This is a genomic window from Micromonospora sp. NPDC049891, assembly GCF_040660295.1.
GTDB lineage: Bacteria > Actinomycetota > Actinomycetes > Mycobacteriales > Micromonosporaceae > Micromonospora.
Genome location: NZ_JBFAML010000019.1, coordinates 1 through 26,517, shown reverse-complemented (window position 1 = coordinate 26,517; position 26,517 = coordinate 1). Strand labels below are relative to the sequence as shown.

General features: G+C 71.1%; 31 protein-coding genes and 1 pseudogene. 11 read left to right on the top strand and 21 right to left on the bottom strand.

Features of this window, described 5'->3' with window-relative positions; genetic code table 11:
* Positions 1-9: 9 nt before the first annotated feature.
* Positions 10-699 (top strand): response regulator transcription factor, encoded by a 690-nt coding sequence (locus AB0I71_RS22380; RefSeq protein ID WP_357587555.1) that lies wholly within the window; start codon positions 10-12, stop codon positions 697-699.
* Positions 700-716: 17 nt separating this feature from the next.
* Positions 717-2,132 (top strand): HAMP domain-containing sensor histidine kinase, encoded by a 1,416-nt coding sequence (locus tag AB0I71_RS22375; protein WP_357587553.1) that lies wholly within the window; start codon positions 717-719, stop codon positions 2,130-2,132.
* Positions 2,133-2,378: 246 nt separating this feature from the next.
* Here the strand turns inward: AB0I71_RS22375 and AB0I71_RS22370 are convergent, their stop codons facing one another.
* Both AB0I71_RS22370 and AB0I71_RS22365 read right to left on the bottom strand, forming a co-directional pair.
* Positions 2,379-3,404, bottom strand: a complete 1,026-nt coding sequence (locus tag AB0I71_RS22370) for an adenosine deaminase (RefSeq protein WP_357587551.1) — start codon at positions 3,402-3,404, stop codon at positions 2,379-2,381.
* Positions 3,401-4,192: a trans-aconitate 2-methyltransferase gene (locus tag AB0I71_RS22365; protein ID WP_357587549.1), complete on the bottom strand. Its 792-nt coding sequence runs from the start codon at positions 4,190-4,192 to the stop codon at positions 3,401-3,403. Before AB0I71_RS22365 ends, AB0I71_RS22370 begins: the two co-directional genes overlap by 4 nt.
* Positions 4,193-4,283: 91 nt before the next feature.
* Here AB0I71_RS22365 and AB0I71_RS22360 point away from each other — a divergent pair, with 91 nt between their 5' ends.
* Together AB0I71_RS22360 and AB0I71_RS22355 are read left to right on the top strand one after the other, a co-directional pair.
* Entirely contained in the window at positions 4,284-5,267 is a 984-nt protein-coding gene (locus AB0I71_RS22360; protein ID WP_357587547.1) for an aldo/keto reductase, read from the top strand.
* Between the two features lie 71 nt (positions 5,268-5,338).
* Positions 5,339-5,533, top strand: a complete 195-nt coding sequence (locus AB0I71_RS22355) for a hypothetical protein (protein ID WP_357587545.1) — start codon at positions 5,339-5,341, stop codon at positions 5,531-5,533.
* Positions 5,534-5,640: 107 nt separating this feature from the next.
* On the opposite strand, the gene AB0I71_RS22350 is transcribed toward AB0I71_RS22355, so the two are convergent.
* The 7 genes from AB0I71_RS22350 to AB0I71_RS22320 form a co-directional block, all read right to left on the bottom strand.
* Positions 5,641-5,844 carry a cold-shock protein gene (locus tag AB0I71_RS22350; RefSeq protein WP_013732668.1) on the bottom strand — a complete coding sequence of 68 codons (204 nt, stop codon included), beginning with the start codon at positions 5,842-5,844 and terminating at the stop codon, positions 5,641-5,643.
* A 288-nt stretch (positions 5,845-6,132) separates the two neighbouring features.
* Positions 6,133-6,405, bottom strand: a complete 273-nt coding sequence (locus AB0I71_RS22345; RefSeq protein ID WP_357587542.1) for a DUF4235 domain-containing protein — start codon at positions 6,403-6,405, stop codon at positions 6,133-6,135.
* Positions 6,402-6,716: a DUF3618 domain-containing protein gene (locus AB0I71_RS22340; RefSeq protein WP_357587540.1), complete on the bottom strand. Its 315-nt coding sequence runs from the start codon at positions 6,714-6,716 to the stop codon at positions 6,402-6,404. Before AB0I71_RS22340 ends, AB0I71_RS22345 begins: the two co-directional genes overlap by 4 nt.
* Positions 6,713-7,165 carry a phage holin family protein gene (locus AB0I71_RS22335; RefSeq protein WP_357587538.1) on the bottom strand — a complete coding sequence of 151 codons (453 nt, stop codon included), beginning with the start codon at positions 7,163-7,165 and terminating at the stop codon, positions 6,713-6,715. The genes AB0I71_RS22340 and AB0I71_RS22335 overlap by 4 nt, the downstream gene beginning before the upstream one ends.
* A 146-nt stretch (positions 7,166-7,311) precedes the next feature.
* The gene (locus tag AB0I71_RS22330) at positions 7,312-8,526 is read right to left on the bottom strand and encodes a mechanosensitive ion channel domain-containing protein (protein WP_357587536.1); all 1,215 of its coding nucleotides are present in this window, start codon (positions 8,524-8,526) and stop codon (positions 7,312-7,314) included.
* 138 nt (positions 8,527-8,664) lie between these two features.
* Complete coding sequence (locus AB0I71_RS22325; RefSeq protein ID WP_357587534.1) at positions 8,665-9,486, bottom strand: DUF1206 domain-containing protein; 822 nt, start codon at positions 9,484-9,486, stop codon at positions 8,665-8,667.
* A gap of 59 nt (positions 9,487-9,545) precedes the next feature.
* The gene (locus tag AB0I71_RS22320; RefSeq protein ID WP_357587532.1) at positions 9,546-9,926 is read right to left on the bottom strand and encodes a hypothetical protein; all 381 of its coding nucleotides are present in this window, start codon (positions 9,924-9,926) and stop codon (positions 9,546-9,548) included.
* Between the two features lie 72 nt (positions 9,927-9,998).
* Here AB0I71_RS22320 and AB0I71_RS22315 point away from each other — a divergent pair, with 72 nt between their 5' ends.
* A complete protein-coding gene (locus AB0I71_RS22315; protein ID WP_357587697.1) occupies positions 9,999-10,280 on the top strand; it encodes a GNAT family N-acetyltransferase in 282 nt (93 codons plus the stop codon).
* Here AB0I71_RS22315 and AB0I71_RS22310 read toward each other — a convergent pair.
* Positions 10,264-11,790: a glycoside hydrolase family 3 N-terminal domain-containing protein gene (locus AB0I71_RS22310; protein WP_357587530.1), complete on the bottom strand. Its 1,527-nt coding sequence runs from the start codon at positions 11,788-11,790 to the stop codon at positions 10,264-10,266. The genes AB0I71_RS22315 and AB0I71_RS22310 overlap by 17 nt on opposite strands.
* Before the next feature lie 215 nt (positions 11,791-12,005).
* On the opposite strand from AB0I71_RS22310, the gene AB0I71_RS22305 reads away from it, so the two are divergent.
* The 4 genes from AB0I71_RS22305 to AB0I71_RS22290 all read left to right on the top strand — a co-directional run bounded on the left by AB0I71_RS22305 (position 12,006) and on the right by AB0I71_RS22290 (position 15,476).
* Positions 12,006-12,128 (top strand): hypothetical protein, encoded by a 123-nt coding sequence (locus AB0I71_RS22305; RefSeq protein WP_357587528.1) that lies wholly within the window; start codon positions 12,006-12,008, stop codon positions 12,126-12,128.
* A gap of 74 nt (positions 12,129-12,202) precedes the next feature.
* Positions 12,203-13,153, top strand: a complete 951-nt coding sequence (locus AB0I71_RS22300; protein WP_357587526.1) for a TIGR03557 family F420-dependent LLM class oxidoreductase — start codon at positions 12,203-12,205, stop codon at positions 13,151-13,153.
* Between the two features lie 47 nt (positions 13,154-13,200).
* Positions 13,201-14,832: a RecQ family ATP-dependent DNA helicase gene (locus AB0I71_RS22295; protein ID WP_357587524.1), complete on the top strand. Its 1,632-nt coding sequence runs from the start codon at positions 13,201-13,203 to the stop codon at positions 14,830-14,832.
* Between the two features lie 140 nt (positions 14,833-14,972).
* The gene (locus AB0I71_RS22290) at positions 14,973-15,476 is read left to right on the top strand and encodes a hypothetical protein (RefSeq protein WP_357587695.1); all 504 of its coding nucleotides are present in this window, start codon (positions 14,973-14,975) and stop codon (positions 15,474-15,476) included.
* A 97-nt stretch (positions 15,477-15,573) separates the two neighbouring features.
* Here the strand turns inward: AB0I71_RS22290 and AB0I71_RS22285 are convergent, their stop codons facing one another.
* Both AB0I71_RS22285 and AB0I71_RS22280 read right to left on the bottom strand, forming a co-directional pair.
* Positions 15,574-16,338, bottom strand: a complete 765-nt coding sequence (locus AB0I71_RS22285) for an ABC transporter permease (protein WP_357587522.1) — start codon at positions 16,336-16,338, stop codon at positions 15,574-15,576.
* Positions 16,331-17,323 carry an ATP-binding cassette domain-containing protein gene (locus AB0I71_RS22280; RefSeq protein ID WP_357587520.1) on the bottom strand — a complete coding sequence of 331 codons (993 nt, stop codon included), beginning with the start codon at positions 17,321-17,323 and terminating at the stop codon, positions 16,331-16,333. Before AB0I71_RS22280 ends, AB0I71_RS22285 begins: the two co-directional genes overlap by 8 nt.
* 65 nt (positions 17,324-17,388) lie before the next feature.
* Here AB0I71_RS22280 and AB0I71_RS22275 point away from each other — a divergent pair, with 65 nt between their 5' ends.
* Positions 17,389-18,168 carry a TetR/AcrR family transcriptional regulator gene (locus AB0I71_RS22275; protein ID WP_357587518.1) on the top strand — a complete coding sequence of 260 codons (780 nt, stop codon included), beginning with the start codon at positions 17,389-17,391 and terminating at the stop codon, positions 18,166-18,168.
* A gap of 63 nt (positions 18,169-18,231) precedes the next feature.
* On the opposite strand, the gene AB0I71_RS22270 is transcribed toward AB0I71_RS22275, so the two are convergent.
* The 5 genes and pseudogenes from AB0I71_RS22270 to AB0I71_RS22250 form a co-directional block, all read right to left on the bottom strand.
* Complete coding sequence (locus AB0I71_RS22270) at positions 18,232-19,215, bottom strand: DNA topoisomerase IB (RefSeq protein WP_357587516.1); 984 nt, start codon at positions 19,213-19,215, stop codon at positions 18,232-18,234.
* The gene (locus tag AB0I71_RS22265) at positions 19,199-20,152 is read right to left on the bottom strand and encodes a glycosyltransferase family 9 protein (protein ID WP_357587514.1); all 954 of its coding nucleotides are present in this window, start codon (positions 20,150-20,152) and stop codon (positions 19,199-19,201) included. The genes AB0I71_RS22270 and AB0I71_RS22265 overlap by 17 nt, the downstream gene beginning before the upstream one ends.
* Positions 20,149-20,844, bottom strand: coding sequence for an SDR family oxidoreductase (locus AB0I71_RS22260; protein ID WP_357587512.1), 696 nt, complete (start codon positions 20,842-20,844; stop codon positions 20,149-20,151). Before AB0I71_RS22260 ends, AB0I71_RS22265 begins: the two co-directional genes overlap by 4 nt.
* A 55-nt stretch (positions 20,845-20,899) precedes the next feature.
* Positions 20,900-22,336, bottom strand: a complete 1,437-nt coding sequence (locus tag AB0I71_RS22255) for a PfkB family carbohydrate kinase (protein WP_357587510.1) — start codon at positions 22,334-22,336, stop codon at positions 20,900-20,902.
* Between the two features lie 10 nt (positions 22,337-22,346).
* Positions 22,347-22,877: pseudogene (locus AB0I71_RS22250) on the bottom strand (SIS domain-containing protein); the annotation flags it as partial.
* A 25-nt stretch (positions 22,878-22,902) separates the two neighbouring features.
* Between AB0I71_RS22250 and AB0I71_RS22245 the strand changes: the two are divergent.
* A complete protein-coding gene (locus AB0I71_RS22245; RefSeq protein ID WP_043139692.1) occupies positions 22,903-23,955 on the top strand; it encodes an NAD(P)-dependent alcohol dehydrogenase in 1,053 nt (350 codons plus the stop codon).
* Positions 23,956-23,986: 31 nt separating this feature from the next.
* Here the strand turns inward: AB0I71_RS22245 and maa are convergent, their stop codons facing one another.
* The 4 genes from maa to AB0I71_RS22225 all read right to left on the bottom strand — a co-directional run.
* Positions 23,987-24,544, bottom strand: coding sequence for a maltose O-acetyltransferase (maa, locus tag AB0I71_RS22240; protein ID WP_049204328.1), 558 nt, complete (start codon positions 24,542-24,544; stop codon positions 23,987-23,989).
* Between the two features lie 152 nt (positions 24,545-24,696).
* The gene (locus AB0I71_RS22235; protein ID WP_025304442.1) at positions 24,697-25,050 is read right to left on the bottom strand and encodes an MmcQ/YjbR family DNA-binding protein; all 354 of its coding nucleotides are present in this window, start codon (positions 25,048-25,050) and stop codon (positions 24,697-24,699) included.
* Between the two features lie 4 nt (positions 25,051-25,054).
* Positions 25,055-25,471 (bottom strand): secondary thiamine-phosphate synthase enzyme YjbQ, encoded by a 417-nt coding sequence (locus AB0I71_RS22230; RefSeq protein WP_004936779.1) that lies wholly within the window; start codon positions 25,469-25,471, stop codon positions 25,055-25,057.
* A gap of 126 nt (positions 25,472-25,597) precedes the next feature.
* Positions 25,598-26,517 (bottom strand): aromatic amino acid transaminase (locus AB0I71_RS22225; RefSeq protein ID WP_357587505.1); only part of this gene is annotated, 920 nt, incomplete at its 5' end.

Here is a 26,517-nt window from a genome sequence, read left to right as displayed (position 1 = left end):
CGTGCTTGGGTGGCCACCGTCCTCCTGGTCGAAGACGATCACGTCGTACGCGGCGCGATGCTTCGTTCCCTCACCGACAGGGGTCACGCCGTGCACGCGGTGGGCACCGCACTGGACGCGCTGCGCCGGGTCGCCGCGGAGACACCGGACCTGGTCGTGCTCGACCTCGGGCTGCCGGATCTGGACGGCTCGGACGCGTTGCGGATGCTCCGGGGCATCACCGACGTACCGATCATCATCGCCACCGCCCGCGACGACGAGCAGTCCGTGGTCAAGCTGCTCCGGGCCGGCGCCGACGACTACATGATCAAGCCGTTCACCGGCGCGCACCTGGACGCCCGGATCACCACCGTGCTGCGCCGCGCGGGCCGGGCCAGTCGCTCCGCCCAGCCCGCCGTGCACAGCGTGGGTGGGCTGCGGGTGGACGTCGGCGAGCGCAGCGCCCACCTCGACGGTGAGGCGTTGGCGCTGACCCGCAAGGAATTCGACCTGCTGGCGTATCTCGCCGCCCGCCCTGGCCGGGTAGTGTCCCGGCGGGAGCTCTTGGAGGAGGTATGGCGTCAGCCATCGGTCGGCGAGGACCAGACAATCGACGTTCACCTGTACTGGCTACGGCGCAAAATGGGCGAGTCCGCGGCGAAGCCGCGCTACCTGCGCACCGTGCGGGGGGTGGGCTTCCGGCTGGTGGCGCCGGACTGAGAAGGGCGCTGGCCCTGTTGACGGCCGGCGTGGGCACCCTGCTGGCACTTGCCTTTCTCGTGCCGCTCGGGCTGACCCTGGGCGGGCAGGCCCGTGAGGAGGCGATCGCCGACGCGGCCCGCCGCAGTGCGCTGGTGACCGGGGCCCTCGCGATCAGCACCGAGGCGGAGGTGGTGACCCGGGCGATCGAGGCCAGCGGCGGCGACCCGGCGACCCGGCCGGTGGTGCACGGGCTCGACGTGGACTCCTCCGCCGGCCGGGCCGACACGGTGCAACTGGAGCAGGCCCGGGAGCAGGGCCGCTCGCTTGTCGTCGACGTCGACGGCGGGGTGCTGCGGCTGGATCCGGTGGTGCTGGGCGAGCAGACCGCGGTGGTCGAGGTCTTCGTCCCGGACGCCGTGCTCGACGCGGGTGGCGGCGGCCGGTGGCTGTTGCTGGCCGGGGTGGCCGTCGCGCTTGTCGGTGCCGCGATGCTGGTGGTGGACCGGCTCGCCGCCCGAGCGGCCGACGCGAGCCGGGGTCTGGTCAAGGCGGCGCTCGCGATCGGCGACGGCGACCTGGGCGTACGCGTCGAGCCGCACGGCCCGCGCGAGCTGGCCGAGGCCGGCCACGCGTTCAACCGGATGGCGGAACGGCTGGTGGCGGCTCGCACCGAGGAGCGGGAGCTGGTGGCGGACCTGTCCCACCGGCTGCGCACCCCGCTGACCGTGCTGCGGCTGGACGCCGAGGCGCTGGAGTCCGACGACACGAGCGTGGGCTCGTTCAGCCAGGCAGAGCTGGACTATCGGCGCGGCATCCGGCGGATCCGTCAGGCGATCGTCACCCTGGAAGGTGAGATCGACGTGTTGATCAAGACCACCCGCAAGGCGGTGGCGACCGAGGCCGTTCCGGCGATGTGCGACGTGAGCGAAGTGGTCCGGGACCGGATGGTGTTCTGGGCGGCCCTCGCCGGTGACCAGAACCGCCCGCACCGGGTCTCCGGGGCCCAGCTGCGCATTCCCGCGCCGGTGCCCCGGGCCGAGCTGGCCGCCGCCCTGGATGCCGTGATCGGCAACGTGTTCCGCTACACCCCGCAGGGCACCGCGTTCGAGGTGGCGGTGTCGCGCCGCGACGGGTACGTGGCCATCCGGATCGACGACGCCGGTCCCGGTATCGCCAACCCGGACCGGGCGCTGCGGCGCGGCGCCAGCGACCAGGGCTCCACCGGGCTGGGGCTGGACATCGCCAAGCGGGTGGCGTTGCAGGCCAACGGATCGGTGAGCATCGACCGGGCCCGGCTGGGCGGGGCGAGTGTGGTGATGCTGCTGGCCGACCCGGAGGCGACGCCGCGCCAGGTGAGCCGGTTCGGTCTGGTGGGTCGGATGGCTCGGGAGGGCCGGGAGCAGAAGGCCGGCGGGCGCCGCTGGCCCCGGCAGCGGCCGACCGACGGCTGAGCGAGCCCGGACGGTCATCTCGCGGGTCGGTGGCCCGGGCTGTGCGACGGCACAAGTCTTCCTTAGATCCGAATTAACCCCGTTCCACCCGACCGGTCCGGCTGACAGGATCTCTGCGAACCCAGTAGTTCCACCGGCCTGACGCTCCCAGCGCATTCGGCCGGTGGAGCCGTGCGCGCGGCGGGAGACACGGTCCCCCCACACCTCCTCCCGCCGCGCGCCACCTGGCCGGTTCGCCCGGCGGCGTCAGCCGCGCCGGTCGGCGGAATAGGTGTCGATCTCCGCGAGGATCCGCTGCTTGCCGGTCTCGTCGAGGAAGGATGCGGACACCGCGTTGCGGGCCAGCTCGGTCACCCCTTCCGGGCCGACGTCGAGCAGCCGGGCGGCCACCGCGTACTCGTCGTCCAGGGTGGTGCCGAACATGGGCGGGTCGTCGGAGTTGATGGTGATCAGCACCCCGGCGTCGACCAGCCGGCGCAGCGGGTGCTCGTCGATGTCGGCCACGGCCCGGGTACGCACATTCGACGTCGGGCAGACCTCCAGCGCGATCCCCCGCTCGGCCAGGTACGTGAGCAGTCGCGGATCCTGCGCGGCGGAGATGCCGTGCCCGATGCGTTCGGCACCCAGCTCGTGCAGCGCGTCCCAGATCGTCTGCGGGCCGGTGGTCTCCCCGGCATGCGGAACCGAGCGCAGACCGGCTGCCCGCGCCTGGTCGAAGTAGGGCTTGAACTGCGGCCTCGGTACGCCGATCTCCGGGCCGCCGAGGCCGAAGCTGATCAGCCCGTCGGGACGCTCGTCGAGCGCGATCCGCAGCGTCTCCTCGGCCGCCGGCAGGCCCGCCTCGCCGGGAATGTCGAAGCACCAGCGCAGCTCGATGCCGAAGTCGGCGGCGGCCCTCTTGCGGGCGTCCTCGATCGCCTCGCAGAACGCCGGTGCCGGAATGCCGCGCCGTACGTGGGAGTAGGGCGTCACGGTCAGCTCGGCGTAGCGGACCTGCTGGCGGGCCAGCTCCCGGGCCACCTCGTGGGTGAGGATCCAGACGTCGTCCGGGTCCCGGACCAGGTCCACGACGCTGAGGTACAGCTCGACGAAGTGGGCGAAGTCGCGGAAGACGAAGTAGTCCGCCAGCAGCTGCGGGTCTGCCGGGACGGGGCTGCGCCCCTCGTGCCGGGCGGCCAGCTCCGCCACGATCCGGGGCGAGGCGGAGCCGACGTGGTGCACGTGCAGCTCCACCTTGGGCAGTCCGGCGATGAAGGTACGCAGGTCGGTCACGAGTTCTCCTGGGCGAAACCGGTACGGGCGACGAGGAAGATCCGTCGGAACGGGAAGTACACCTGGCCGTGCCGAACCGGGTACGCCTCGGTGAGGCGTACCGCCAGCGCGGCCCGGAAGGCGGACCAGCCGGCGGCGTCCAGCGCGGCCCGGACCGGGCGCAGGGCGGTGCCCTCCAGCCAGGTCAGCACGGGGTGGTCCGCGTCGGGACCGGCCGCCAGCAGGTGCACGTAGGTAGTCTCCCAGGCGTCCACGGTGCAACCGGCGGCGACCAGCGACCCGGCGTAGTCGACCGGATCGGCGACCGGGGCCTCCCGGAGCAGCGGGGTCAACGCCGCCCGCCAGGGTGGGCGACCCGCAACCTCGCGCAGCACCCGGTGGGACGGCGCGTCGAAGTTTCCCGGCACCTGCACCGCCAGCCAGGCACCGGCCGGCAGCTCGGTGGCCCAGCGGACGAGCAGGTCCCGGTGGCCGGGCACCCACTGGAGCACCGCGTTGCTGACCACCACGTCGGTGTCCCGGTCCGGACGCCAGTCACGCACGTCGGCCACGTCGAAGCTCACCGGGACGCCCGACCCGCTGGCCCGGGCGATCATCTCCGGCGAGGAGTCCAGGCCGACGACCCGACTGTCGGGCCAGCGGTCGGCGAGCACGGCGGTCAGGGTGCCGGGGCCGCAGCCGAGGTCGACCACCTGCCGGGGGCGGTCGGCGCCCACCCGGGCCAGCAGGTCGTGGAAGGGCCGGGACCGTTCGTCGCCGTAGCGCAGGTACGCCGCCGGATCCCACATGGTCGCCCCACCTCCCGCAAACCGTACGTCCGTCTTGTTTACCGTACGGCCCGGCACCCGTCACGGCAAGCGGAGTCACTAGGCTCACCGTATGGAGCAACGCACGTTCCCCCGCATGGATCGCCAGGTCGGCGTGGTCGGGCTCGGTGCCTGGCAACTCGGCGCCGACTGGGGCACGGTGACCGAGGACGACGCGATGGCGGTGCTCAGCGCCGCGGTCGACGCCGGGGTCACCTTCCTGGACACCGCCGACGTCTACGGCGACGGGCGCAGCGAACAGCTGATCGGACGCTTCCTGGCGGCGCACCCCGACGCCGGGCTTACCGTGGCGACCAAGATGGGCCGTCGGGTGACGCAGACGCCCGAGGCGTACACCCTGGACAACTTCCGCCAATGGACCGACCGGTCCCGGACGAACCTCGGCGTGGACACGTTGGACCTGGTGCAGCTGCACTGCCCGCCGACGGCGGTCTTCGCCACCGACGAGGTCTTCGACGCCCTCGACACCCTGGTGGCCGAGAAGCGGATCGCCGCGTACGGCGTCAGCGTGGAGACCTGCGACGAGGCGCTCACCGCGATCGCCCGGCCCGGGGTGGCCAGCGTGCAGATCATCCTCAACGCGCTGCGCCACAAGCCGCTCGAACGGGTACTGCCGGCCGCCTCGGCCGCCGGGGTCGGCATCATCGCCCGCGTCCCGCTGGCAAGTGGCCTGCTCTCCGGCCGGTACGACGAGCACACCACCTTCGCCGCCGACGATCACCGCAACTACAACCGGCACGGCGAGGCGTTCGACGTCGGCGAGACGTTCTCCGGAGTGGACTTCACCACCGGCCTGGCCGCCGTGCGGCGGATCGCCCCGCTGGTGGGCGAGGACCGCACGATGGCCCAGTTCGCCCTGCGCTGGGTGCTCGACCAACCGGGCGTCACGGTGGTCATCCCGGGTGCCCGCGACGCCACCCAGGCCCGCGGCAATGCCGCCGTGGCCGGCCAGCCGCCACTGTCCACCACCGAACTGGCCGAGGTGGCGGCGGTCTACGACGACCTGATCCGCCCCCAGGTGCACCACCGATGGTGAGCGGCGCGCCCGGCGACGGGCCACCCCCCGGCGGACCGGTCGGCGGCGGGCCACAACAGAGGGAGACCGCGATGAACGGTTGGCTCCGGCTCACACTCGGCCTGCTGGCCGTGGTCGTCGGTGCGGTGTGGACGGTGCAGGGCCTCGGTTACGTCGAGGGCAGCGTGATGACCGGCCAGCGGATCTGGGCGGTACTCGGACCGTTGCTGGTACTTGTCGGGTTGGCGCTGCTCTGGCTCGGCGTACGCGCCCGCAACCGCCGCTGACGCCGCCGCGCCCACGATGCGGAAAGCCCCGCGTCCGGTCGGGACGCGGGGCTTCGCACTGATTCGGGGACTGCCTCGCCACTGGCCGGCGGTCGCCGACCGGTGCCTCAGAGGGGGCGGACCTGCTCGGCCTGCGGACCCTTCTGGCCCTGGGCGATCTCGAACTCCACCCGCTGGTTCTCCTCCAGCGTGCGGTAGCCGCTGGACTGGATGGCCGAGAAGTGGACGAACACGTCAGCACCCCCGCCGTCGACGGTGATGAAGCCGAAGCCCTTGTCAGCGTTGAACCACTTCACGGTTCCCTGCGCCATGTGCAACTCCTTCTAAAACTGGCGGCCGAGCACACCGTGCGGCCGGTTGGCCGTTTTCGAGCAGCGGTGCCTGAGACGGCCCCCGGTGAAGGAGACTTCTCTCAATCCACGCGATCTCTCAACAGCGTGGAACAGCTTAACCACGTACGCAAAAACTCTGCACAGCCTACCGGACGAAATTCTCCGACATGTGACCTGACGGATGCGTGAGATCATCGGGCGGGCGCTGTGGATAAGGCAAAAGGCCCCCTCACCGACAAATGGTGAGAGGGCCCTTGACACAGGCCTTCAGTCCGGCCAACGACCGGTGAGCCGGCGGACACCTACCGCGCCGCCCCGGTCCACGGCGGCCCGGACGACCGAGAAGATGGCACCCTGCAAGGCGGCCGCGGCCAGGACCTCGCCCCAGCGGCGGTCCTCATCGGTCGGGTTGGGCGCCTCGCCGTCACCAGCGGTCATCTTCCACACCTGTCGGAAGAGCACGCCCGCGATCGCACCGGCGGCGAAACCCATCAGCACGCCTACCGGTTTGTAGGCGGCCTTGCCGATTCCCTTGCTCACCCACGCCTCCCTCTGATGATCATCAGCACCACGGCGGCGGCGACCGCACCTACCGCGAGCGCGACGAACGGAGCAGGACCCTGCCGACTCGGTCCCTGCTGGTGGGTGAGACCGGACTGGGCGCGGACCCGGGCGACGGTCAACGCGGCCTGCTCGCGTACCCGCTCCCGCGCCTGGTCCGCCGAGGACTTCAGCCGCTTCTTCACGTCGGCCTTGGCGGCCAACGCCTCCATCGTCTCGCCCAGTTCCACGCGGGTGCGCCGGATCTCCTCCCGCAGCGCCTCGGTGTCACCCGTACCGTTGCCCGTCATGCCCGTCCCCTGTCCTTCACCGCAGCACTGACCACGTCGACATCGGCCCGCAGGCTGCGCACCGTCGCCTCGGGCACCGGCGGGACCGCGCGGCTGACCCGGCGCTTGCCGATCAGCGCGAGCACTCCGGCGGCCAGGAACAGGGCCACCGCCACGATCAGGGCGGCTGCCCACGCCGGCAGCACCAGGGCCAGCAGGAGGATCGCGGCGGTCACCAGTGCCCCCAGGCCGAAGAAGGCGAGGGCACCCCCACCGGCGAACAGGCCGGCGCCGATGCCGGCCTGCTTGCCCTTCTCGGTCAGCTCGGCGCGGGCCAGCGTGAGTTCGTCCCGGACCAGGCGCGAGACCTGTTCCGTCGCCCGCTGGACCAGTTCGGCGGTGGACGGCTCGGTCCCGTTGTGGGACGTACGCCCGTTGTGGGACGTACGGGCGTTCGCCACGTCAGCCATGCTGTCCCCCTCTCGTCATCACCGCGCTGTATGCCCGGAGTCGCCGCTCGTCAATCCTGTTCCCGGAAAAGGGGCAGAAGCGTCGGGCAGCACGTCCCCGTCAAACGCCGCGCCAAACCTCCACATCCGAGTGGATAACGAGATGCTCAGCGGCGAGGTTCGGCGGGCTGCCGAGGTTCCACGGTCTCGTCGGGGCCGACGAAGGCCTCGTTGCGGGCCTGACCGTCGTCGCTGCCACCGAAGAGGCGGGCATCGTCGGGGACCTCGGCCGCGGCCCGGCGGCGTGCCGAGTGCCGCGGCTGAACCCACTGCCACGGCAGGTCGCTTCCGCCGTCGCCGACCTCGGTACGCAGCCGGGGCATGGCGGTGGGGCGGTGGTCGCGTACCCACGCCACCAGATGTTCCCGCACCCGGCAGCGCAGGTCCCACAGCGCGCCCGCGTTGCCGGCGCTCACCAACGCGCGAACCTTGATCATGCCGCCGGTCGCGTCGGTCACCTGGAGGACACAGACCCGGCCGTCCCACAGCTCGGTGCTCTCCACCAGCCGACGCAGCTCCTCCCGCATGGCCTGCACCGGGATCGACCAGTCGACCTCGAACTCGGCAGTGCCCAGGACCGCCGCCTCGGTGCGGGTCCAGTTCTGGAACGGAGTGCTGGTGAAGTAGGAGGTGGGCAGGATCAGCCGCCGGTCGTCCCAGATCTGGACCACCACGTAGCTGAGCGTCAGCTCCTCGATCCGGCCCCACTCCCCCTCGACCACCACCACGTCGTCCAGCCGCACCGCGTCACTGAAGGCCAGTTGCAGGCCGGCGAAGAGGTTGCCCAGCAGGCTCTGTGCGGCCAGCGCGGCGACGACACCGACCAGACCGGCGCTGGTCAGCACGCCGGCACCGATGCCCCGCACGGCGGGGAAGGTCATCAGCATCACGCCGACGGTGAGTACGACGATCACCACGATCGTCAACCGACGCAGCATCACCACCTGGGTCCGTACCCGCCGCGCGTGCCGGTTGTCCGGCACGTCCACCCGGAAGCGGGCGAGCGCGGTATCCTCCACCACCACCAGCAGCGAGGCGACCAGCCAGGCGCCGGCGGCGATGACGGCGAGCACCAGCAGGTGCAGCAGTGCCTGACGCCAGCCGGTGCCGACCGCGTACCCGGTGGTGAACCGGACGGCGAACTGCACGGCGAGCACGGTGGCGGCGACCTGGAACGAGCGGTGCGCGTGCTCGGTCAACTCGGTGAGCAGCAGCGATCGGCGGCCCCACCGACGGGTGAGGCGATGCACCACCTCGACCACGGCAAGAGCGATCGCCGCCGCGGCGAGCGCGGCGACGACCGTCACGAGGTAACTGTGCACGTGTCGCTTCTCCTTCCGACCCGACGGCGGGCCCCGACGGCGGCGTCCGGCGAACGGGCGATCAAGATCCGGCAAAGGGGCAATGGTGCCTTGGATCGCCGTCACCGGCCACCGTCGGGGCGGCCACGGAGGAGAAGGTCATACCTTGCGGTAGCGGGACTGGAGGAAGCAGTAGACGCCGAAGGCCGCGATGCCCAGGGCGATGAGGGCGAGCAGGATGGTGCCGAACGCCTGGTCCCGCAGGGTCCGCAGCGCGGCGTCCAGGCCACGGGCCTTCTCCGGGTCGTAGTTCACCGCGGCCAGCACGACCAGCAGACCGGTCACCGCGAAGGCGGTACCCCGGGAGGCGTAGCCGGCCATGCCGAGCCGGCGGGCGAGCTGAGTGGTCTTGGCGTTCATCTCGCCGGTCTTCAGCCGCTTCATGAACTTCTTCTTGATGCCGTAGATCGCCATGCCGACACCGATGCCCATGAGCACCAGGCCGGCGAGGCCGACCAGCCAGCGGCCACCCGTGGACTCCATCATCCGGGCGGTCAGGTCCTCCTGCTGGGAGGCGCTGTCCGAGTTGGCGTTGGAGAAGACCTTCCAGGCGGTCCAGGCCAGCCAGAGGTAGATGACGGTGCGGGCGGCGGAGATGACCCGTTCCTTGACTCGGTCGTTGCCCCGCTCGGTGCGGTGCCCGACCGCCGCCTCGAGGGCCTGCCAGATCGCCATGGCGAGCATGCCCACGGCGATGGCGATGACCAGGAACTTGCCCATTGGTTGCGCGGCGAGGGTACGCAGCGCGCCGGACTGGTCGCCGTCATCGGACGAGTTGCCGAAGGCGATCTGCAGCGCCAGCCAGCCGAACAGCAGGTGCACGATCCCGTAGCCGATGAAACCGGCCCGGGCGAGGAGTTCCAGCCACCGGCTGTCGGCCGTACGGGCGGCGGTGGCTTCGGCGTTCCGGGTAAGAGACATGGCGCCTCAATCTCCGAACGCGAAGATTTCCAAACGTGCTGGCCGCCGCCCGGTTACGGTCAGCCGCCGTTACGCGCGATCCGGACCTTCACCTCGGTGTCGGTCACGCTGTCCAGGGTGACCGCGAGGCCACCGACGTCGGCCGCCTGCTGGCCGACGGTGAGCGACAGTTGCTCGCCGCCGACCTCGATGGTGACGACGTCGTCCTGTGCCTCGACCAACCGGGCCTCGACGCCGAGGATGTTGGCCCGGGCGTCCACGCCCCGGTCGAAGGTCACCGTGCAGGCGTCCAGCCCACAGTTGGTGCTGGCCCCTTCCGAGCTGCAACCGGCCAGCAGGGCCGCGCCGAGTGCGAGGCCGGCCAGCAGTCCGGCCAGCCGGGTGGGGGTGCTACGGGTGAAGGTGAGCGGGGTCCTGCGGGCGGGGGATCGGTTGGTCACGCGGTCAAGCGTACGAGACGTCAGCGAACCGACCGGTTCGGCGGACGGCCGATGGACAATGCAGAGGTGAGCATGCTGGTCGAGGACAATCCCGCCAAACACCGCTACGAGATCCTGGTCGACGACGCGCTCGCCGGCTTCACCGCGTATCTGCCCCGGGACGAGGTGCTGATCTTCACGCACACCGAGGTGGACCCGGCCTTCCAGAACATGGGCGTCGGTGCGGCGCTGATCCGCGGCACGCTGGACCAGGTCCGCGCGCAGCGGCAGCGGGTGGTGCCACGCTGCCCGTTCATGGCCGCCTTCATCGAACGCCATCCGGAGTACGCCGACCTGGTCACCAGCCCGGGCTGACGGCGCCCCCACCGAGCAGTTCGGCGGCGGCCCGACCGGCGGCCCGGGTGGCGCCGTGGGTGGCGACGTGCACCGCGCCGGTGACCAGGGCGGGGACCCCGAGTTCGACGACCACCGCGTCGGGGCGGGCAGCCAGTGCCCGGTCCACGGCGTCCCGCATCCAGGCATGCCGGTGCAGGTCGCGCACCACAAGCACCAGCGGCCGACCGGTGGCGCCGACGGTCGGGTCGGCCGGCACCGAGTGCTCGACGTACCGGACGCTCGTGGTGCCCGGCACGAGAGCGGTAAGCGGTTCCGCCACCCCCCACGGGGTCTCCGACCCGATCGCGATGTTGTGTGGTGGCTGGAACTCCACCACGTGCGACGGGCCGGTCAGCGGCAACGTGGTTGCCGTGGCCTCGGCGGTGGTGACCCGGACGGCGAGTCGGGCCGCCGTCAGCCCGACCGTCGAGCCGGTGCCGGCCGCGGCGGCCCGAGTTCCGGGACGGGCGGTACGGGCCGCCACCGTCCAGGCGGCGAGTTGCCCGACCCGCTTGGCCGCCTCGGCCAGCCGCTCCTCGGGCAGTTCCCCGGCGACGACCGCGTCGACGATGGCGTCCCGCAGGTGACGGGCCGTCTCCTCGTCGGCGTGCTCACCGCCCACACAGATCGCGTCCGCCCCGGCCGCCAGGGCCCGCACCGCGGCGCCGGCGAAACCGTAGCGGTCGGCCACCGCGCCCATCTCCACCGCGTCGGTCACCACCACACCCTCGAAGCCCATCTCCTCGCGCAGCAGGCCACCCAGAATGCGGCCGCTCAGGGTGGCGGGGAGGTCGGGATCCAGTGCCGGTACCAGCAGGTGCCCGGTCATCACCGCCTGGACGCCCGCCGCCACGGCGGCCCGGAACGGGGCCAGCTCGACGGCGTGCAGCCGGGCCCGGTCGGCGACGATCCGGGGCAGGTCGTGGTGGGAGTCGACGCGGGTGTCACCGTGGCCCGGGAAGTGCTTCGCGCAGGCGGCGACGCCACCGGCTTGCAGACCGCGTACCCAGGCGGTGGTGTGCCGGGCGACGAGCGACGGCTCGGCGCCGAACGAACGGACACCGATCACCGGGTTGTCCGGGTTGGAGTTGACGTCGACGTCCGGCGCGTAGTTGAGGGTGATCCCGGCGGCGGCCAGCTCCTCGCCCAGATCGCGGGCCACCTCCTCGGTGAGGGCCGGGTCGTCGACCGCGCCGAGTGCGAGGTTGCCCGGGCGGGAACTGCCCCGGCCGGACTCGATGCGGGTGACGTCACCCGCCTCCTCGTCGATGGCGACGATCACGTCGGGGCGCTCCGCGCGCAGCGCGGCGGTGAGTGCGGCGACCTGCCCGGGATCGACGACGTTGCGGCTGAACAGCACCACCGAGCCGAGCCCGTCGCCGAGCCAGCGGCAGATCCAGGCGGGCGGTACGGTGCCGACGAAACCGGGCTGGAGGACGGCGGCCGCCAGGGCTGCCAGGTTTCCGTTGCGCTCGACTCGCTCACTCATGCCGGCACTCCGCTTCGCTGCGTGCCGCCATGAGGCACCGCCGCGCTGAGTTGATGATTCGCTCGCTGCCGCTCACTCATTCGGCGCTGTACCCCCGCGTGTTCCGCCGTGGACTCCCCCGCCAGCCGGCGGTGCAGACATGGTCACACCGCGCCACGCAATAGTCAATAAACCTTACAGTTGCCTTGGGAGCGCTGCACCGCGACAGTGCGGGTATGGACCCCGTACTGCTGGCCGACGCGACGAGCGCGGCCGACGTCCCCGGCGTACGCCTGCTCGGCCTGGTGGTCGGCGGCCTGCTGCTGCTCCTCGCCATCCGCGCGATGTTCCGTCGCTGAGCCCGTCGGGGGTGTGACAGGCGCCCGCCGGGGTACCGCCTGCCCCACAGGCACCAGCGGGCCGAGGGGGAAAAATGAAGATCGGGTACTTCCTGTCCACCGAGGAGTACGCGCCGGCCGAACTGCTCGACCAGGCACGGGCCGCCGAGCGGGCCGGTTTCGAGGCGCTGTGGATCTCCGATCACTACCACCCCTGGACGGACGCCCAGGGGCAGAGTCCCTTCGTCTGGTCGATGATCGGCGCGCTGAGCCAGGTCTGCCGGCTCCCGGTGACCACCGCCGTCACCTGCCCGACCGTACGCATCCACCCCGCGGTGCTCGCCCAGGCCGCGGCGACAAGCGCGGTGCTGCACTCGGGCCGCTTCGTCCTCGGGGTCGGCTCCGGCGAGGCACTCAACGAGCACATCCTCGGCGACCACTGGCCGCAGGCCGGCGTCCGGCTGGAGATGCTGGAGGAGGCGGTCGAGGTGATGCGCAAGCTGTGGAGCGGCGGCTTCGTCAACCACCACGGCCGGCATTACCAGGTGGAGCACGCCCGGATCTACACCCTGCCCGAGACTCCGCCGCCGGTCTACGTCTCCGCGTTCGGGCCGAAGGCGGTGGACCTGGCCGCAAGCATCGGCGACGGCTTCGTCAACACCATGCCCGACGCCGACCTGGTAAGCCGGTTCCGGGACAACGGCGGAGGCGACAAGCCGTGCCAGGCCGGTTTCAAGGCCGCGTACGCGCCGACGGTGGAGGAGGGCATGCGGCTGGCGTACGAGCGCTGGCCGACCGAGGCGATCCCCGGTGAGCTGCTCCAGGTCCTGCCCTCGCCCCGCCACTTCGAGCAGGCCGCCACGCTCGTGGATCCGGAGGCGATGCGCGAGGCGTTCGTCTGCGGCAACGACGCCGACGCCCACCTGGCGAAGATCGACGCGTACGCGACCGCCGGTTTCGACGAGGTCTACGTCGCCAACACCGGGCCGAACTGGCAGGGGCTGCTCGACCTGTACCAGCGCGAGGTGCTGCCCCGGGCGCGCTGATCAACACGGGTTTCGGCGCGGAGCCTCCCGGGTACCTGCGGCCTTCGATGAAGCTGACCACGCACTCGATGTCGTTGCGCCGAGCCGCGCGCAGCCTGTTCGGTTGGACCACTCTGCGGCCCAACCAGTTGGCCGCGATGCGAGCCGTGATGCGCCGCCGTGACGCCCTGGTGGTGCTGCCCACCGGCGCCGGCAAGTCGGCGATCTACCAGATCCCGGCCAGCCTGATCCCCGGCCCGACCGTGGTGATCTCCCCCCTCCTGGCGCTCCAGCAGGACCAGATCGCCGCGCTCAACGAGCGACAGCGATCGGAACTGCGGGCGGTCCGGATCAGCTCGGACGAGACAGCGGCCCAGCAGGCCGAGGCGATCGCCGAGATCCGCGACGGGCGGGCGGAGTTCCTCTTCATCACCCCGGAGCAGTTGGCCAACCCGGACCGGTTGGCTGAGGTCCGCGACCTGCGGCCGGCGCTGGTGGCGATCGACGAGGCGCACTGCATCTCCGCCTGGGGCCACGACTTCCGCCCGGACTACCTGGCCCTCGGGCAGCTCATCGAGGGCATCGGCCGACCGCCGGTGGTCGCGCTCACCGCCACCGCCTCCCCGCCGGTCCGCGACGACATCGTCGACCGGCTGCGGCTGCACAAGCCCGAGATCGTGGTCTCCGGCCTGGATCGGCCCAACCTTTTCCTGGAGGTGGCGCACTGCCCCACCGAGGACTACCGGTGGCGGCGCCTGATCGCCCTGCTGCGCGACGACAAGCGGCCCGGCATCATCTACGTGCCCACCCGTCGCGCCGCCGAGGAACTTGCCGCCCGGCTGACCGACACGGGCTATCCCGCGCAGTACTACCACGGCGGCATGCCGGCCAACGCCCGTACCCGGCTGCACGAGGCGTTCCTCGCCGACCAGGTGCCGATCATGGTGGCGACCTCGGCCTTCGGCATGGGGATCGACAAGCCCAACATCGCCTGGGTGGTGCACATGGCACTGCCCGACTCGCCGGACAGCTACTTCCAGGAGATCGGCCGCGCCGGCCGCGACGGCGAGGCGGCCCGGGTCCTGCTGCTGTGGCAGGCCGAGGACGTCGGGCTGCAACGCTACTTCAGCGGTGGCCTGCCCGACGCCACCGAGCTGCGCGACCTGGCCGCGTTGCTGCGCAAGGGACCGACCACGCGTAAGGAACTGCGCGAGGTGACCGGGCTCGGCCCACGCAAGCTCGGGCAGTACCTCGCCCTGCTGGAGCAGGTCGGCGCCGCTGTGCAGGCGGCGGGACAACGCGTCAGCGCGCCCCGCTACGCCCCCACTCCGGTCGACGCGGCGGCGGCCGCGGTCGCTGAGGCGGAGCGGCAGCAGAGCCTGACCCGGTCGCGCACCGACATGATGCGTGCCTTCGCCGAGACCAGCGCCTGCCGGGGCCAGACGTTGCTCGCCTACTTCGGCGAGCAGATGACCGAGATCTGCGGGCACTGCGACAACTGCCACGCGGGCACCAGCGTTCCCGACGACGGCTCGGTCGGCCCGTTCCCCGTGCACAGCCAGGTGCGGCACGCGGAGTGGGGCTCCGGCCTGGTACTCAGCTACGAGGAGGGCCGGATGACGGTCCTGTTCGACGAGGTCGGGTACAAGACGCTGTCGGTGAGCGTGGTGTCCGAACAGGGTCTGCTGACCCTGGACTAACCTGAGCCGGCCGCCGGCGACTGGACCAGACCGGGCCGCCGGTGACCGGTCCGGCGCCGACGGCTGCTGGACCAGACCGGCCGGCCGCCGCTGGCGGCGCGGTTGACCAGAACGTGAACGACGAGCGGGAGGGGCGGGTCGTGATCGAAGAGCCGGCGTACACCGGTTTCGGTTTCTCCGACGAGGAGTGGGGGCTGCTGGTCGGGCTGCCACAGTCGGTGCTCACCGCGGCGAGTGCCGCCGAGTCCGACGGCACCAAGGCGACGATGGCCGAGGGCGCCGCCGGCCTGGAGACCATCTCCGGCGGGCGGGAGTCGGCCAGCCCGCTGGTGGCCGCCGTGGCCGGCGAGATCGTCACCCGGGTCGGCGACCCGGAGGCCGGCGAGGAGATGCCGGTCATCGAGCCCGCGGACCCGCGCGGCTACGCCGAGGACGTGCTGGGCCGGGCGAAGGAGGCGTCGGCGCTGCTGGCGGCCAAGGTGGACGAGGGCGAGGCGGGCGCGTACCGGCACTGGCTGGTGGAGATCGCCGAGCAGGTCGTCGGCGCCGCCAGCAGCGGCGGCGTGCTCGGCCTCGGCGGCACCGAGGTCAGCCCCTCCGAGCGGCGCTTCCGCGACCGCCTCTCCCAGATCCTCAACGACTGACCCACCCCACCCATCTGCCCCGTTGATCATGAGGTTAGCGGCAGTTTTCGAGATCGAAACCGCCGCTAATCTCATGATCAACATGGTGGGGAGGGCGTCAGGCGACGCGGCGGCGGAAGAGGACGGTGGAGAGGAGCACCGCCAGCGCGAGCAGGGCGATGCACCAGGCCGCCGCCCGGGTGGGCGCCGTGCCGACCGGGGTGTCCAGCAGGAGGCCGCGCAGGGACTCGATGACCGGCGTGACCGGTTGATGCTCGGCGAAGCCGCGCAGCCAGCTGGGCATGGTCTCGACGGGTACGAAGGCGCTGCTCGGATAGGGCAGGAACATCACCAGGAAGGTGTAGCCGTTGGCCGCCTCCGGGGTCCTGGCCAGCAGCCCGAACGCCGCCGAGAGCCACGACACCGCCAGCAGGAACAGCAGCAGCACCCCGGCAGCGGCCAGCCAGCGCAGCGGCGCGACGGCCGGCCGGAACCCGATGGCCACCGCCACCCCCAGCACCAGCACCGTGGAGACCGTGTTGCGCGCCACGCTCGCCACCACGTGCCCGGCGAGGATGGAGGTGGCGCCGACGTCCATCGTGCGTAGCCGTTCGATCATGCCGTTGGTCAGGTCGGTGGTGACGCTGACCGCCGTGCCGGCCGCCCCGAAGCCGGCGCAGAGCAGCAGCACCCCGGGCACCACGTACGTCACGTACGCCGAACCGGTGTCGATCGCCCCGCCGAAGAGATAGACGAAGAGCAGCATCAGGATCACCGGCAGCAGCAGCGAGGTGAGCAGCGCGTCGATGTTGCGCCGGGACAGCCGCACACAGCGGCCGACCATCACGGCGGCGTGCATCGGTCGGACAGTCAGCTCAGACACCGGCCACCTCCCGCTCAGGGCTCACCGGACGGCCGGTGAGGGTGAAGAAGACGTCGTCCAGGGTCGCCTCCCGGACGGTGAACCGGACCACCCCGTGCCGGTCCGGATCGACCTCGTCCAGCAGGCTGCGGACCTGTGGCGCACTGCCGTCGGTGGCCACCGACAACGCCAGCCGGGCCGGCTCGCGGTGGGTGACGCGGTCACCCAACCGCCGCGCCGCCTCGGCGAGACCGGCGGCGTCGCGCCAGGTCAGCTCCAACCGCTGGGCACCGAAGCGCCGCTTGAGTTCGGCCGCGGTCCCCTCGGCGACCAGCCCGCCACCGTGCAGCACCATGATCCGGTCGGCCAGGCGGTCGGCCTCCTCCAGGTACTGCGTGGTCAGCAGCACCGTCACCCCGGCACCGGCCAGTTCGCCGATCACCTCCCACAGCGCCTGCCGGCTGCGCGGGTCCAACCCGGTGGTGGGCTCGTCCAGGAAGATCACCGAGGGTGAGCCGACCAGGCTGGCCGCCAGGTCGAGACGTCGCCGCATCCCACCGGAGTACGTGATCACCCGTCGCCCGCCGGCGTCGGCCAGGTCGAACCGATCGAGCAGCGCCGCGGCGCGGGCGCGGGCCGCGGGTGCCCGCAACCCGGCGAGCCGGGCCAGCATGGTCAGGTTCTCCACACCGGTCTGCCCGTCGTCGAGCGCCGCGTGCTGGCCGGCGAGGCTGATCGTCCGGCGAACCCGCCGCCGCTCGCGCACCACGTCGTGGCCGGCGACCCGGGCGGTACCCGAGTCCGGCCGGGTGAGCGTCGCCAGGATCCGCACCGTGGTGGTCTTGCCGGCCCCGTTCTGGCCCAGCAGGGCGTGCACCCCACCCGTGGGTACCCGCAGGGTCAGCCCGTCGAGCACGACGAGGCCCCCGAATGACTTGCGCAGGTCGAGCAGCTCGACCGATGGCGGTCCGTGCACCATGAACACCTCCCAATCTGCGTACGTCATACGCTTATCTGCGTAGACCATACGCAGAAGCTATGCTGGCGGTCAACGCTGGCCTGGGAGGTGGAGTGGACGGACCCGACGTCGAGCTGCCCGAGAACATCGCGCTCGCCTGGGGCCTGCGCGACCGCCCGAGCCGTGGTCCGAAGCGCAGCCTCAGCCTCGACCAGGTGGTTGCCGCCGGAATCCAGATCGCCCAGGCGGAAGGGCTGGCGGCGGTGTCGATGAGCCGGGTGGCCAGCGAACTCGGCGTGGCGACGATGTCGCTGTACCGGTACGTGCCCACCAAGCACGATCTGCTCGACCTCATGGTGGACACCGCGTTCGGCCCGCCACCGCCCCCCCGTGGCGCCGACGAGGGCTGGCGGCCGGCCCTGGCCCGGTGGGGGGAGGGCAACGTCGCCGCACTGCGCCGACAGCCCTGGATGCGGCACGTGCCGATCAGCGGGCCACCGATCAACCCCAACCAGGTGCGCTGGCTGGAGTACGGGCTCGCCGCACTGCGCGGCACCGGCCTGCGCGCCAGTGAGCGGATCGCCGCGATCATGCTGGTCAGTGGGTACGCCCGCAGCTGGGCCACGCTCACCGCCGACATCGCCGAGGGCGCCGCCCGGACCGGACAGACGCCGGAGCAGGTGGGCCTGCGCTACTGGCGGTACCTCGCCACGGTCACCGCGCCCGGCCCGTACCCGGCGATTCACGAGCTGCTGGCCGAGGGCGACGAGTACGACGACGACACCGACCTCGAATGGCGGTTCGGGCTGGGCCGGATCCTCGACGGGGTGGCCGCGATGATCGAAACCCGTGCCGCCGGCACTGTCCGCGACGCCGAATCCCGCGATGCCTGATCCGGCCCGCGATGCCGGCCGGTCGGGTGGCGGCGGTAGACCCGACGCTGGTTGAGGCCCCGGTCAGGCCCGCGCCAGCAGGGTCAGCACCGCCCGTTCGGCCTGCTCCGGCGAGGTCCCCTCGGCCACCGGGACGACCACGCCGTCGTGGAACAGATCCACCACCCTCGGATCCACGTACGACGCACGGGCCACCGTCGGTGTGTTGCCGAGCAGCTCCGCCACCTGCCTCATCACCGCCGCCACCGCTCGACGACGGGCGGTGACCGACCGGGACGAGGCGAACGCGGCCAGCTCCGTCGCGGCCCGTACCGTCGCGTGCCAGGTCCGGAAGTCCTTCGCGGTCATCTCGCCACCGCTGGCCTCGCGCAGGTAGTCGTTGACCTCGTCAGCCCGTACGTCCCGCCACTGCCGACCGTCCCAGTAGCCGAACAACCGGTCGGCCGCCCGCCGCCGCCGACGCAGGTCGGCAAGTACCCGGCACAGCTGCGGGTCGGAGATCAGCCGTGCCTGCTCGATACCGCCCTTGGCCGGGAACTCGAACAGCACGCAACCCCGGCGGAGCCGGGCGTGCTCGGGGCGCAGGGTGGCCACCCCGAACGTCGGATCCTCACCCACCGCGTACTGGTCGCTGCCGACCCGGAAGGTGCCCATGTCGAGCAGCCGGGTCACCGTGGCCAGCACCCGCTCGCGACGCAGCCCCCGTACCGCCAGGTCGTTGTCGACCCGCTCGCGCAACAGCGGCAGCCGGCCCGCCACCTCCAGTACGTGGTCGAACTTCGCCTCGTCCTGCCGTTGCCGCCACAGCGGGTGGTAGAGGTACTGCTTACGACCGGCCGCGTCGACGCCGATGGCCTGGATGTGCCCGTTGGGGTACGGCGAGATCCACACCTCCCGCCAGGCCGGTGGGATGACAAGTTCCCGCAGCCGGGCCAACTCGTCGGGGTCGCGTACCGGCTCACCGCGCGGGTCCAGGAACGACCAACCTCTGCCCCGCCGGCGCCGCCGGTAACCCGGCCGACCCGGATCGCTACGCCGCAACCGCACGGTCCACCCGCACCGCCCGCTCCACCTCGTCGACGGCGGCCAGCACCTCGTCCACACCGAGGGCGACCATCGTGGGATGGTCACCTACCCCGTCCCACTCCGGCCATGCCCGCGCGCCGGCCCAGAGCGCCAGGTGCCGTCGGCGCTCCGGCGGTGGCCCCCACCGGGCGGGCGGAACCGGGCCGAACAACACCACCGACGGAGTCCGGTAGCCGGTGGCCAGGTGTGCCACTCCGGTGTCCCCGCTGACCACCAGGCGCGCTCCGGCGATCAGAGCGGCGAGCTGGGTCAGGTCCGTCCGACCGGCCAGCACCGCGGCGGCGGGCAGCCCCGCCTGGTACGCGATACCGGCGACCACGGTCCGCTCCGACGCGTTGCCGGTCAACACCACCCGGTGCCCCCGCCCGGTCAGCTCCCGGGCCAGTGCCGCGTACCGGCCGGCCGGCCAGCGCTTGGCCGGCTCCTTCGAGCCGGGGTGCAGCACCGTGAGCCCGCCTGCCGCCAGCTTTGGACCCGGCCGGCGCAGGTCCAGGTCGGTCGGGTCGGCCGGAACCCCGTACCCGCGCAGCAGCCGGCACCAGCGCGACACCTCGTGCTCGTCGTCGTCCCAGTCCGGCCCGTCGACGTGCGGCGCCTCGGCGTTGGCGAAGGCGAGCAGCCGGCCCGGGTCGACCGCGGCCAGCATCCGGTGCGACTGCGGACCCCGGCCGTGCAGGTTGACCGCCACCTCCACCCGCCCGGCGGGCCGGTCCAGCCGGTTCAGGCCATCGGTGGGCAGCAGCCGGTCCACCCCGCCGACCAGCTCGACAAGCGGTCCGAGCCAGGCCGGCGCGGCGAGCACCAGCTGCTGGTCCGGGTAGGCGGCGCGCAACGCCCGCAACGCCGGGACCGCGGTGGCGAGGTCACCGACGCCGAGGGCACGCAGCGCCAGGATCACGGGTACGACGTCTCCTGATCGGCGCAGACCACCATCTCGCGGATCGCGCAGCCGGCCGGCTGGGACAGGGCGAACATGACGGCGGCGGCGGTGTCGGCCGGATCGTTGAGGATCGCGTCCGGCCCCGGCCGGTACTGCTTGTCGCGCTCGTCGAAGAAGGCCGTCCGCATCCCACCCGGGATGAGCAGCGTGACGCCGACCGTGCCGGCCAGCTCGGCGGCGAGCGCCCGGGTGAACCCGACCACCCCGAACTTCGCCGCACAGTACGCCGTGGCGTCGCTCACCGCCTTGACGCCGAGCGTGGAGGCCACCGTCACGACGGTGCCCCGGGATGCCACCAGGAACGGCAGCGCGGCCCGGACCACCGCGGCGGTGGCCAGCAGGTCGACTGCGATGATCCGGTCCCAGGTCTCACCGGGCACGTCGGCGAGCCGGCCGGGCACGTCGATGCCGGCGGCGGTCACCACCGCGTCCAGCCCGCCCACCCGCTCGGCCAGCTCGCGGGTGGCCGCCTCGGCGCTCCGGGTGTCGGCCAGGTCGCACTCCACCCAGGGCACCCCGTCGGCCGGCGCCTGCCGGTCCAGCACCAGCGGCCGGCCACCGGCGGCAGCCACCGCCGCCACCACGGCCGCGCCCAGTCCGCTGGAGCCACCGGTGACCAGCACGGTCCGGCCGGTACCCGGCGCGCTCACCGGGCAACCTCCGTTCGCGGCCGCGGGGCTCGCAACACCGGCTCGCTCCGCACGCTCACCGCCGCACCTCCACTACCTTGCGGTTGGCCGTCGCGGCGATCATCTCGGTGGTGGAGCGCCCGTCCAGGTAGGGCACCACCACCGTGTGGCCGCCCCACCGACGCAGGATCTCCGCCTCCGGGAGACCGTCACCGTCAACACCGCCGGTGCCGTAGTCCCCACCCTTGACCCAGACGTCCGGGCGCAGCCAGGACAGCGCCGCCGTCGGCGTCGGCTCGTCGAAGATCATCACCGCGTCGACGCAGCTCAGCGCGGCCAGCAACCGACTTCGGTCGTCCTGACGCATGATTGGCCGGTCCGGCCCCTTGAGCCCGGCGACGCTGGCGTCGGAGTTGAGGCACACGATCAGGCAGTCACCGAGCTGCCGGGCGGCCTGCAACGTCGCCACGTGACCGGCGTGCAGCAGGTCGAAACAGCCACCGGTGGCGACGACGGTGCCACCGGCGGCGCGGACCCGGGCGACCACGGCGGCGGACGCGGCCACCCCGACCCGGTCGCCGGCGACCGCGGCATGCACCGCCTGCGGGGCACGCCGCACCGGCGCCGGCAGGGCCGTCGCCACCCCGCCGTCCGCCACGTACGCCGAGGCGTCCGCCACCGCCTCCTGCACCGCCTCGGAGACCAACGCACCACGGGACAGGGCGAGGCCGGCCGCGACGGCGAACCGGTCACCCGCGCCACAGGTGTCCCCCTCGGCGGCCACCGGAGCGGGCACCATCAGCGGTGTCGACCCGGCATGGCTGAGCAGCGCGCCGTCGGCACCGAGGGTCACCGCCACCGCCCCCGCCCGCCACCGCTGCCGCAGTCGCTGCGCCCCCTCGGCGGCGGTGGCCAGCCGGGTGGCGCCGACAGGTGCCTCCGTCAGCTCCCGCACCTCCGCCTCGTTCGGGGTGACCAGGTTCGCCCCGGGCACCGCGGCGGGACCACGCGGGTGGGGATCCCACACCAGCGGGGCACGGATCGAAGCCAGGGCCGCCCGCAGCGCCGGCTGCCGTGCCACCGCGCGGCCGTAGTCGCTGACCAGGACCACCGATGCCCGGTCCAGGACGCGCAGCACCGCGTCACCCGGCTCCCCCAGCTCCCCCACCCCGCCACCCCGGTCGTGGCGCAGCAGCACCCGGCCCCCGGACCGCAGCCGGATCTTCTCCGGCGTCGCACCGTTCAGCCGCAGCGGGTACACCTGCACCCCGGCGGCGGCGAGCAGCACGCTGAGCCGGGCTCCACCGGCGTCGTCGGCCAACGCGGTCACCAGCACCACCTCGGCACCCTGTGCGGCGGCGAAGACGGCGGAGAGACCGGCGCCGCCGGGCCGATCCACGTGCGCGATCTCGTCGAGCACGGGCACCGGCGAGTCCGGACAGAGCCGGTTGACCACACCCTCGACGTCCCGGTCGAGCAGGGTGTCGCCGACCACCACCACGGGTCCCGTCACGCTTGCCTCCTCACGCCTGCACCGGCCGGACGGCACCGCCGTCCAGCACCACCTCGACACCGGCCCGCACCGCACCGGCCGCTGGTGCCGCCGGTGTCAGCTGCTCGGCCATCGCCTGCTCGACGTACTCGCACAGCAGGTGGCTGGAGACCAGGTGCAGCTCCTGGACCACCTGGGTGTCCGGGGAGTCCACGGCGAGCACCTCGTGACACGCCTCGGCGAGCGGATTCGGCGCCGGCCCGGTGAACGCCCAGCACCGCAGTCCCGCCTCCCGACCGGCCCGCGCGGCAGCGAGCAGGTTGTCGCTGCCGCCGCTCGTGGACAGCAGCAGCAGCACGTCGTCGGGCCGGCCGTGCGCGCGGACCTGCCGGGCGAAGACCTCCGTGTAGCCGTAGTCGTTGCCGATCGCGGTCAACGCCGACGTCTCGGCGTGCAGTGCGATTGCGGACAGCGGCTGGCGGTCGTCGCGGAGCTTGCCGACCAGCTCGGCGGTCAGGTGTTGCGCTTCGGCGGCGCTGCCACCGTTGCCGGCGACGAGCAGCCCTACATTGATAACTGGAGCGACCATGAACATTACCCATGCCTATGCCGCGCATGATGCGAAATCTGCGCTGGTGCCTTTCGATTACCCACCGCGCGCCCTGCGCGACCACGATGTGCAAATTCAGGTGTTGTTCTGCGGTGTCTGCCATTCGGACCTGCATCAGGCTCGCAACGAATGGAGCAATACGATTTACCCGGTGGTACCAGGCCATGAAATCGTCGGGCGCGTCAGCGCCGTCGGCGGCCATGTCTCGCGTTACCGGGTCGGCGATCTGGTCGGCGTCGGTTGCATGGTGGATTCCTGCCGCAGCTGTCCGAGCTGCGATGAGGGGTTGGAACAGTATTGCGAGAACGGCTTTACCGGCACCTATAACGGCCAGGATCGTCAGACCGGTGCCGTAACCTACGGCGGCTACTCCACCAATCTGGTGGTAGATCAGGACTTCGTGCTGCGCGTGCCGGAAAATCTCGATCCGGCCGGGGTCGCTCCGCTGCTGTGCGCCGGCATCACCACCTATTCGCCGCTGCGCCAGTGGGGCGCGGGGCCAGGCAAAAAGGTCGGCATCGTCGGCCTCGGCGGGCTGGGGCACATGGGCGTCAAACTGGCGCGGGCGATGGGCGCGCACGTGGTGCTGTTCACCACCTCGCCGTCGAAAATAGAAGACGCCAAGCGCCTCGGCGCCCATGAAGTGGTGATTTCGCGCAACCCGGATGAAATGGCGCAGCACGTTAATAGCTTCGACTTCATCCTCAACACGGTAGCGGCTCAGCACGATCTGAACCCGTTCCTCAACTTACTGCGCCGCGACGGCACCCTAACGCTGGTCGGCGCGCCGGAGCACGATCATCCGTCGCCGCAGGTGTTCAACCTGATCATGAAGCGCCGCCGCATCGCCGGTTCGCTGATCGGCGGCATCGCGGAAACGCAAGAGATGCTGGACTTCTGCGGCCAACACGGCATCACGTCCGATATCGAGCTGATCCCGATGCAGCAAATTAATGAGGCCTATGAGCGCATGCTGAAAAGCGACGTGAAGTACCGCTTCGTGGTGGATATCGACTCGCTGCGAGCCTGATGACAGCGGGCGCCCGGCGGCGCCCGTTTTTTTATAGCTGCTTGATGACCCTGGCCGGGTTGCCGCCCACCACGCAGTTGGCCGGCACGTCTTTGGTCACTACCGCGCCGGAGGCCACGACCGCATTATCGCCGATGGTCACGCCCGGATTGATCACCGCGCGCCCGCCGATCCACACGTTGTCGCCAATCTTGACCGGCTTGCCGAACTCCGCGCCGCCGACGCGGGTCTCGGCGTCCAGCGGATGGGTGGCGGTGTAGATATGCACGCCCGGCGCCAGCAGGCAGTTATCGCCAATATGCACCTCGCACACGTCGAGGATCACGCAGTCGAAATTGGCGTAGAAGCTCTTGCCGAGATAGATGTTATAGCCGTAGTCGCAGCGGAACGTCGGCTCAATGGTGCCGCCCTGATAGCCGCCCAGCAGCTCGTCCAGCCATTGTTTGCGCAGCTCGCCCTCTTCCGGCGAGGAGTGGTTATAGCGATGCGTCAACTGGCGCGCGCGCCGACGTTCGCTGCGCAGCAGGTCATCACCGGCGTCGTACAGCTCCCCGGCGATCATCTTGCGCTTTTCTTCGCTGATGGCCATGTCGGCCTCCTTAATCTTATCCGCGTTTCTTGAATGCCCAAGCGTAGCCGTTTTTTCCTGACGACAAAAAGGGAACGTTCCCAATTTAAAGCCGCGATCACGATTTAACACGAAAAAGCAGGAGAAAAACGGGCGGTGCCGCCGCCCGGCAATCAGGCGCGCAGTTCCTGGCGCACGTGTTCGGGCAGGCCTTCCACCACCAGCTGATAGGAGCTGTCGATCAGCGTATAAAACTGCGAGTTCGGCAGGTTGCCGTCGAGAAACACCGTATTCCAGTGCGCCTTGTTCAGGCCGTCGCAGGCGACGATCTCCGGGTGGTGCTCGCGCAGGCTTTCCGCCAGCTCCGGGCTGGACTTGATTGCCAGCGCCGGCCGCCCTTCGACCTCGCACACCATCGCGAACATCACGTCGCCCACCTTGATCTGGCTGGCCTGCCACTGGTTCTGGTCGCTCTGCTCCGCGCCCGGCTTCGCCATGCAGTACTCCAGCAATGCGCTGTTATTCATTGGGTTATTCCCCCTGTAATGTGGCCACAATACGGCGTGCTCCGCCGTGGATGCGGTGCTCCCCCAGCCAGATGCCCTGCCATGTGCCCAACATCAGCCGCCCGTGCCTGACGGGCAGCGTCAAGGAAGCGCCCAGCAGCGAGGATTTGATGTGCGCCGGCATGTCGTCCGGCCCTTCGTAGTCATGTTGATAGGGTGCGTTTTCCGGCACCTGGCGCAGGAAATGCTGCTCCATATCGGCTCGCACCGTGGGATCGCAGTTCTCGTTGAGCGTCAGCGAGGCCGAGGTATGCTGCAGCAACAGATGCAGCAGGCCGGTTTGCAGGCGGTGTAAGTGGGTTAACTGGTTGACGATCTCGTCGGTAACCAGATGAAAGCCACGCGCTTTTGCGCTGAGGATTAGCGTTTGCTGATGCCACATGAGTGAGCGCCCCTCAATCAGTATATTCTCTCTCCGGTTTGCGGCAACTTCGGCGGCGCACCGGCAATAAAAAAGGAGCGATATCGCTATCGCTCCCCGATGAACGTCCGTTCAGACTAACAGGCGTTACTGCACCGCGGCAAACGCCTCGGCCACCTGACGCACATTGTTGTGGTTCAGGCCGGCCACGCACATGCGGCCGCTGTGGATCAGGTAGACGCCAAACTCTTCACGCAGGCGATCGACCTGCGCCGCGCTGAAGCCGGTGTAGCTGAACATGCCGCGCTGAGCCAGCAGGTAATCGAAATTGCGCTGCGGCAGCGCGCTCTTCAGGGTGTCCACCAGCGCGTGACGCATCTCGAGAATGCGGGTGCGCATGCTCTCCACTTCGTCCAGCCACTGGGTTTTCAGCTGGGCGTCGTTCAGCACCTTAGCCACCAGCTGCGCGCCGAAGTTCGGCGGGCTCGAGTAGTTGCGGCGCACGGTGGCCTTCAGCTGGCCCAGCACGCGCCCGGCCGCCTCTTCGCTTTCGCACACCACCGACAGGCCGCCGACGCGCTCGCCGTACAGCGAGAAGATCTTCGAGAACGAGTTGCTCACCAGGCACGGCAGGCCGGCCGCCGCGATGGCGCGAATGGCGTAGGCGTCTTGCTCCATGCCGCCGCCGAAGCCCTGATAGGCGATATCAAGGAACGGAATGATTTCACGATCGGCGATCACCTTGACCACCTCATCCCACTGGGCGGGGGTCAGGTCGGAACCGGTCGGGTTGTGGCAGCACGGATGCAGCAGCGCGATGCTGTGCTTCGGCAGCTGTTTCAGCGCAGCCAGCATGGCGTCGAACTTCACGCCCAGGCTTTCGCTGTCGAAATACGGATAGGTATTCACTTTGAAACCGGCGCCGCTGAAGATGGCGACGTGGTTTTCCCAGGTCGGATCGCTGACCCACACCTGCGAATCCGGGACACCGAAGGTGCGTACGTGCGCGCCGTCCGGGCCCGGGTCCGCGAGGTCTACCGGCACCGTGCCGTGCCGCTGGCCCAGGC

Coding starts and splice junctions, on each gene's coding strand:
- AB0I71_RS22245 (WP_043139692.1), top strand. CDS start 22,903: ATGAACATTACCCATGCCTATGCCGCGCATGATGCGAAATCTGCGCTG.
- AB0I71_RS22305 (WP_357587528.1), top strand. CDS start 12,006: ATGGACCCCGTACTGCTGGCCGACGCGACGAGCGCGGCCGACGTCCCC.
- AB0I71_RS22300 (WP_357587526.1), top strand. CDS start 12,203: ATGAAGATCGGGTACTTCCTGTCCACCGAGGAGTACGCGCCGGCCGAA.
- AB0I71_RS22315 (WP_357587697.1), top strand. CDS start 9,999: ATGCTGGTCGAGGACAATCCCGCCAAACACCGCTACGAGATCCTGGTC.
- AB0I71_RS22340 (WP_357587540.1), bottom strand. CDS start 6,716: ATGACGGGCAACGGTACGGGTGACACCGAGGCGCTGCGGGAGGAGATC.
- AB0I71_RS22325 (WP_357587534.1), bottom strand. CDS start 9,486: ATGTCTCTTACCCGGAACGCCGAAGCCACCGCCGCCCGTACGGCCGAC.
- AB0I71_RS22360 (WP_357587547.1), top strand. CDS start 4,284: ATGGAGCAACGCACGTTCCCCCGCATGGATCGCCAGGTCGGCGTGGTC.
- maa (WP_049204328.1), bottom strand. CDS start 24,544: ATGGCCATCAGCGAAGAAAAGCGCAAGATGATCGCCGGGGAGCTGTAC.
- AB0I71_RS22355 (WP_357587545.1), top strand. CDS start 5,339: ATGAACGGTTGGCTCCGGCTCACACTCGGCCTGCTGGCCGTGGTCGTC.
- AB0I71_RS22365 (WP_357587549.1), bottom strand. CDS start 4,192: ATGTGGGATCCGGCGGCGTACCTGCGCTACGGCGACGAACGGTCCCGG.
- AB0I71_RS22230 (WP_004936779.1), bottom strand. CDS start 25,471: ATGTGGCATCAGCAAACGCTAATCCTCAGCGCAAAAGCGCGTGGCTTT.
- AB0I71_RS22235 (WP_025304442.1), bottom strand. CDS start 25,050: ATGAATAACAGCGCATTGCTGGAGTACTGCATGGCGAAGCCGGGCGCG.
- AB0I71_RS22335 (WP_357587538.1), bottom strand. CDS start 7,165: ATGGCTGACGTGGCGAACGCCCGTACGTCCCACAACGGGCGTACGTCC.
- AB0I71_RS22295 (WP_357587524.1), top strand. CDS start 13,201: ATGAAGCTGACCACGCACTCGATGTCGTTGCGCCGAGCCGCGCGCAGC.
- AB0I71_RS22350 (WP_013732668.1), bottom strand. CDS start 5,844: ATGGCGCAGGGAACCGTGAAGTGGTTCAACGCTGACAAGGGCTTCGGC.
- AB0I71_RS22310 (WP_357587530.1), bottom strand. CDS start 11,790: ATGAGTGAGCGAGTCGAGCGCAACGGAAACCTGGCAGCCCTGGCGGCC.
- AB0I71_RS22280 (WP_357587520.1), bottom strand. CDS start 17,323: ATGACGTACGCAGATTGGGAGGTGTTCATGGTGCACGGACCGCCATCG.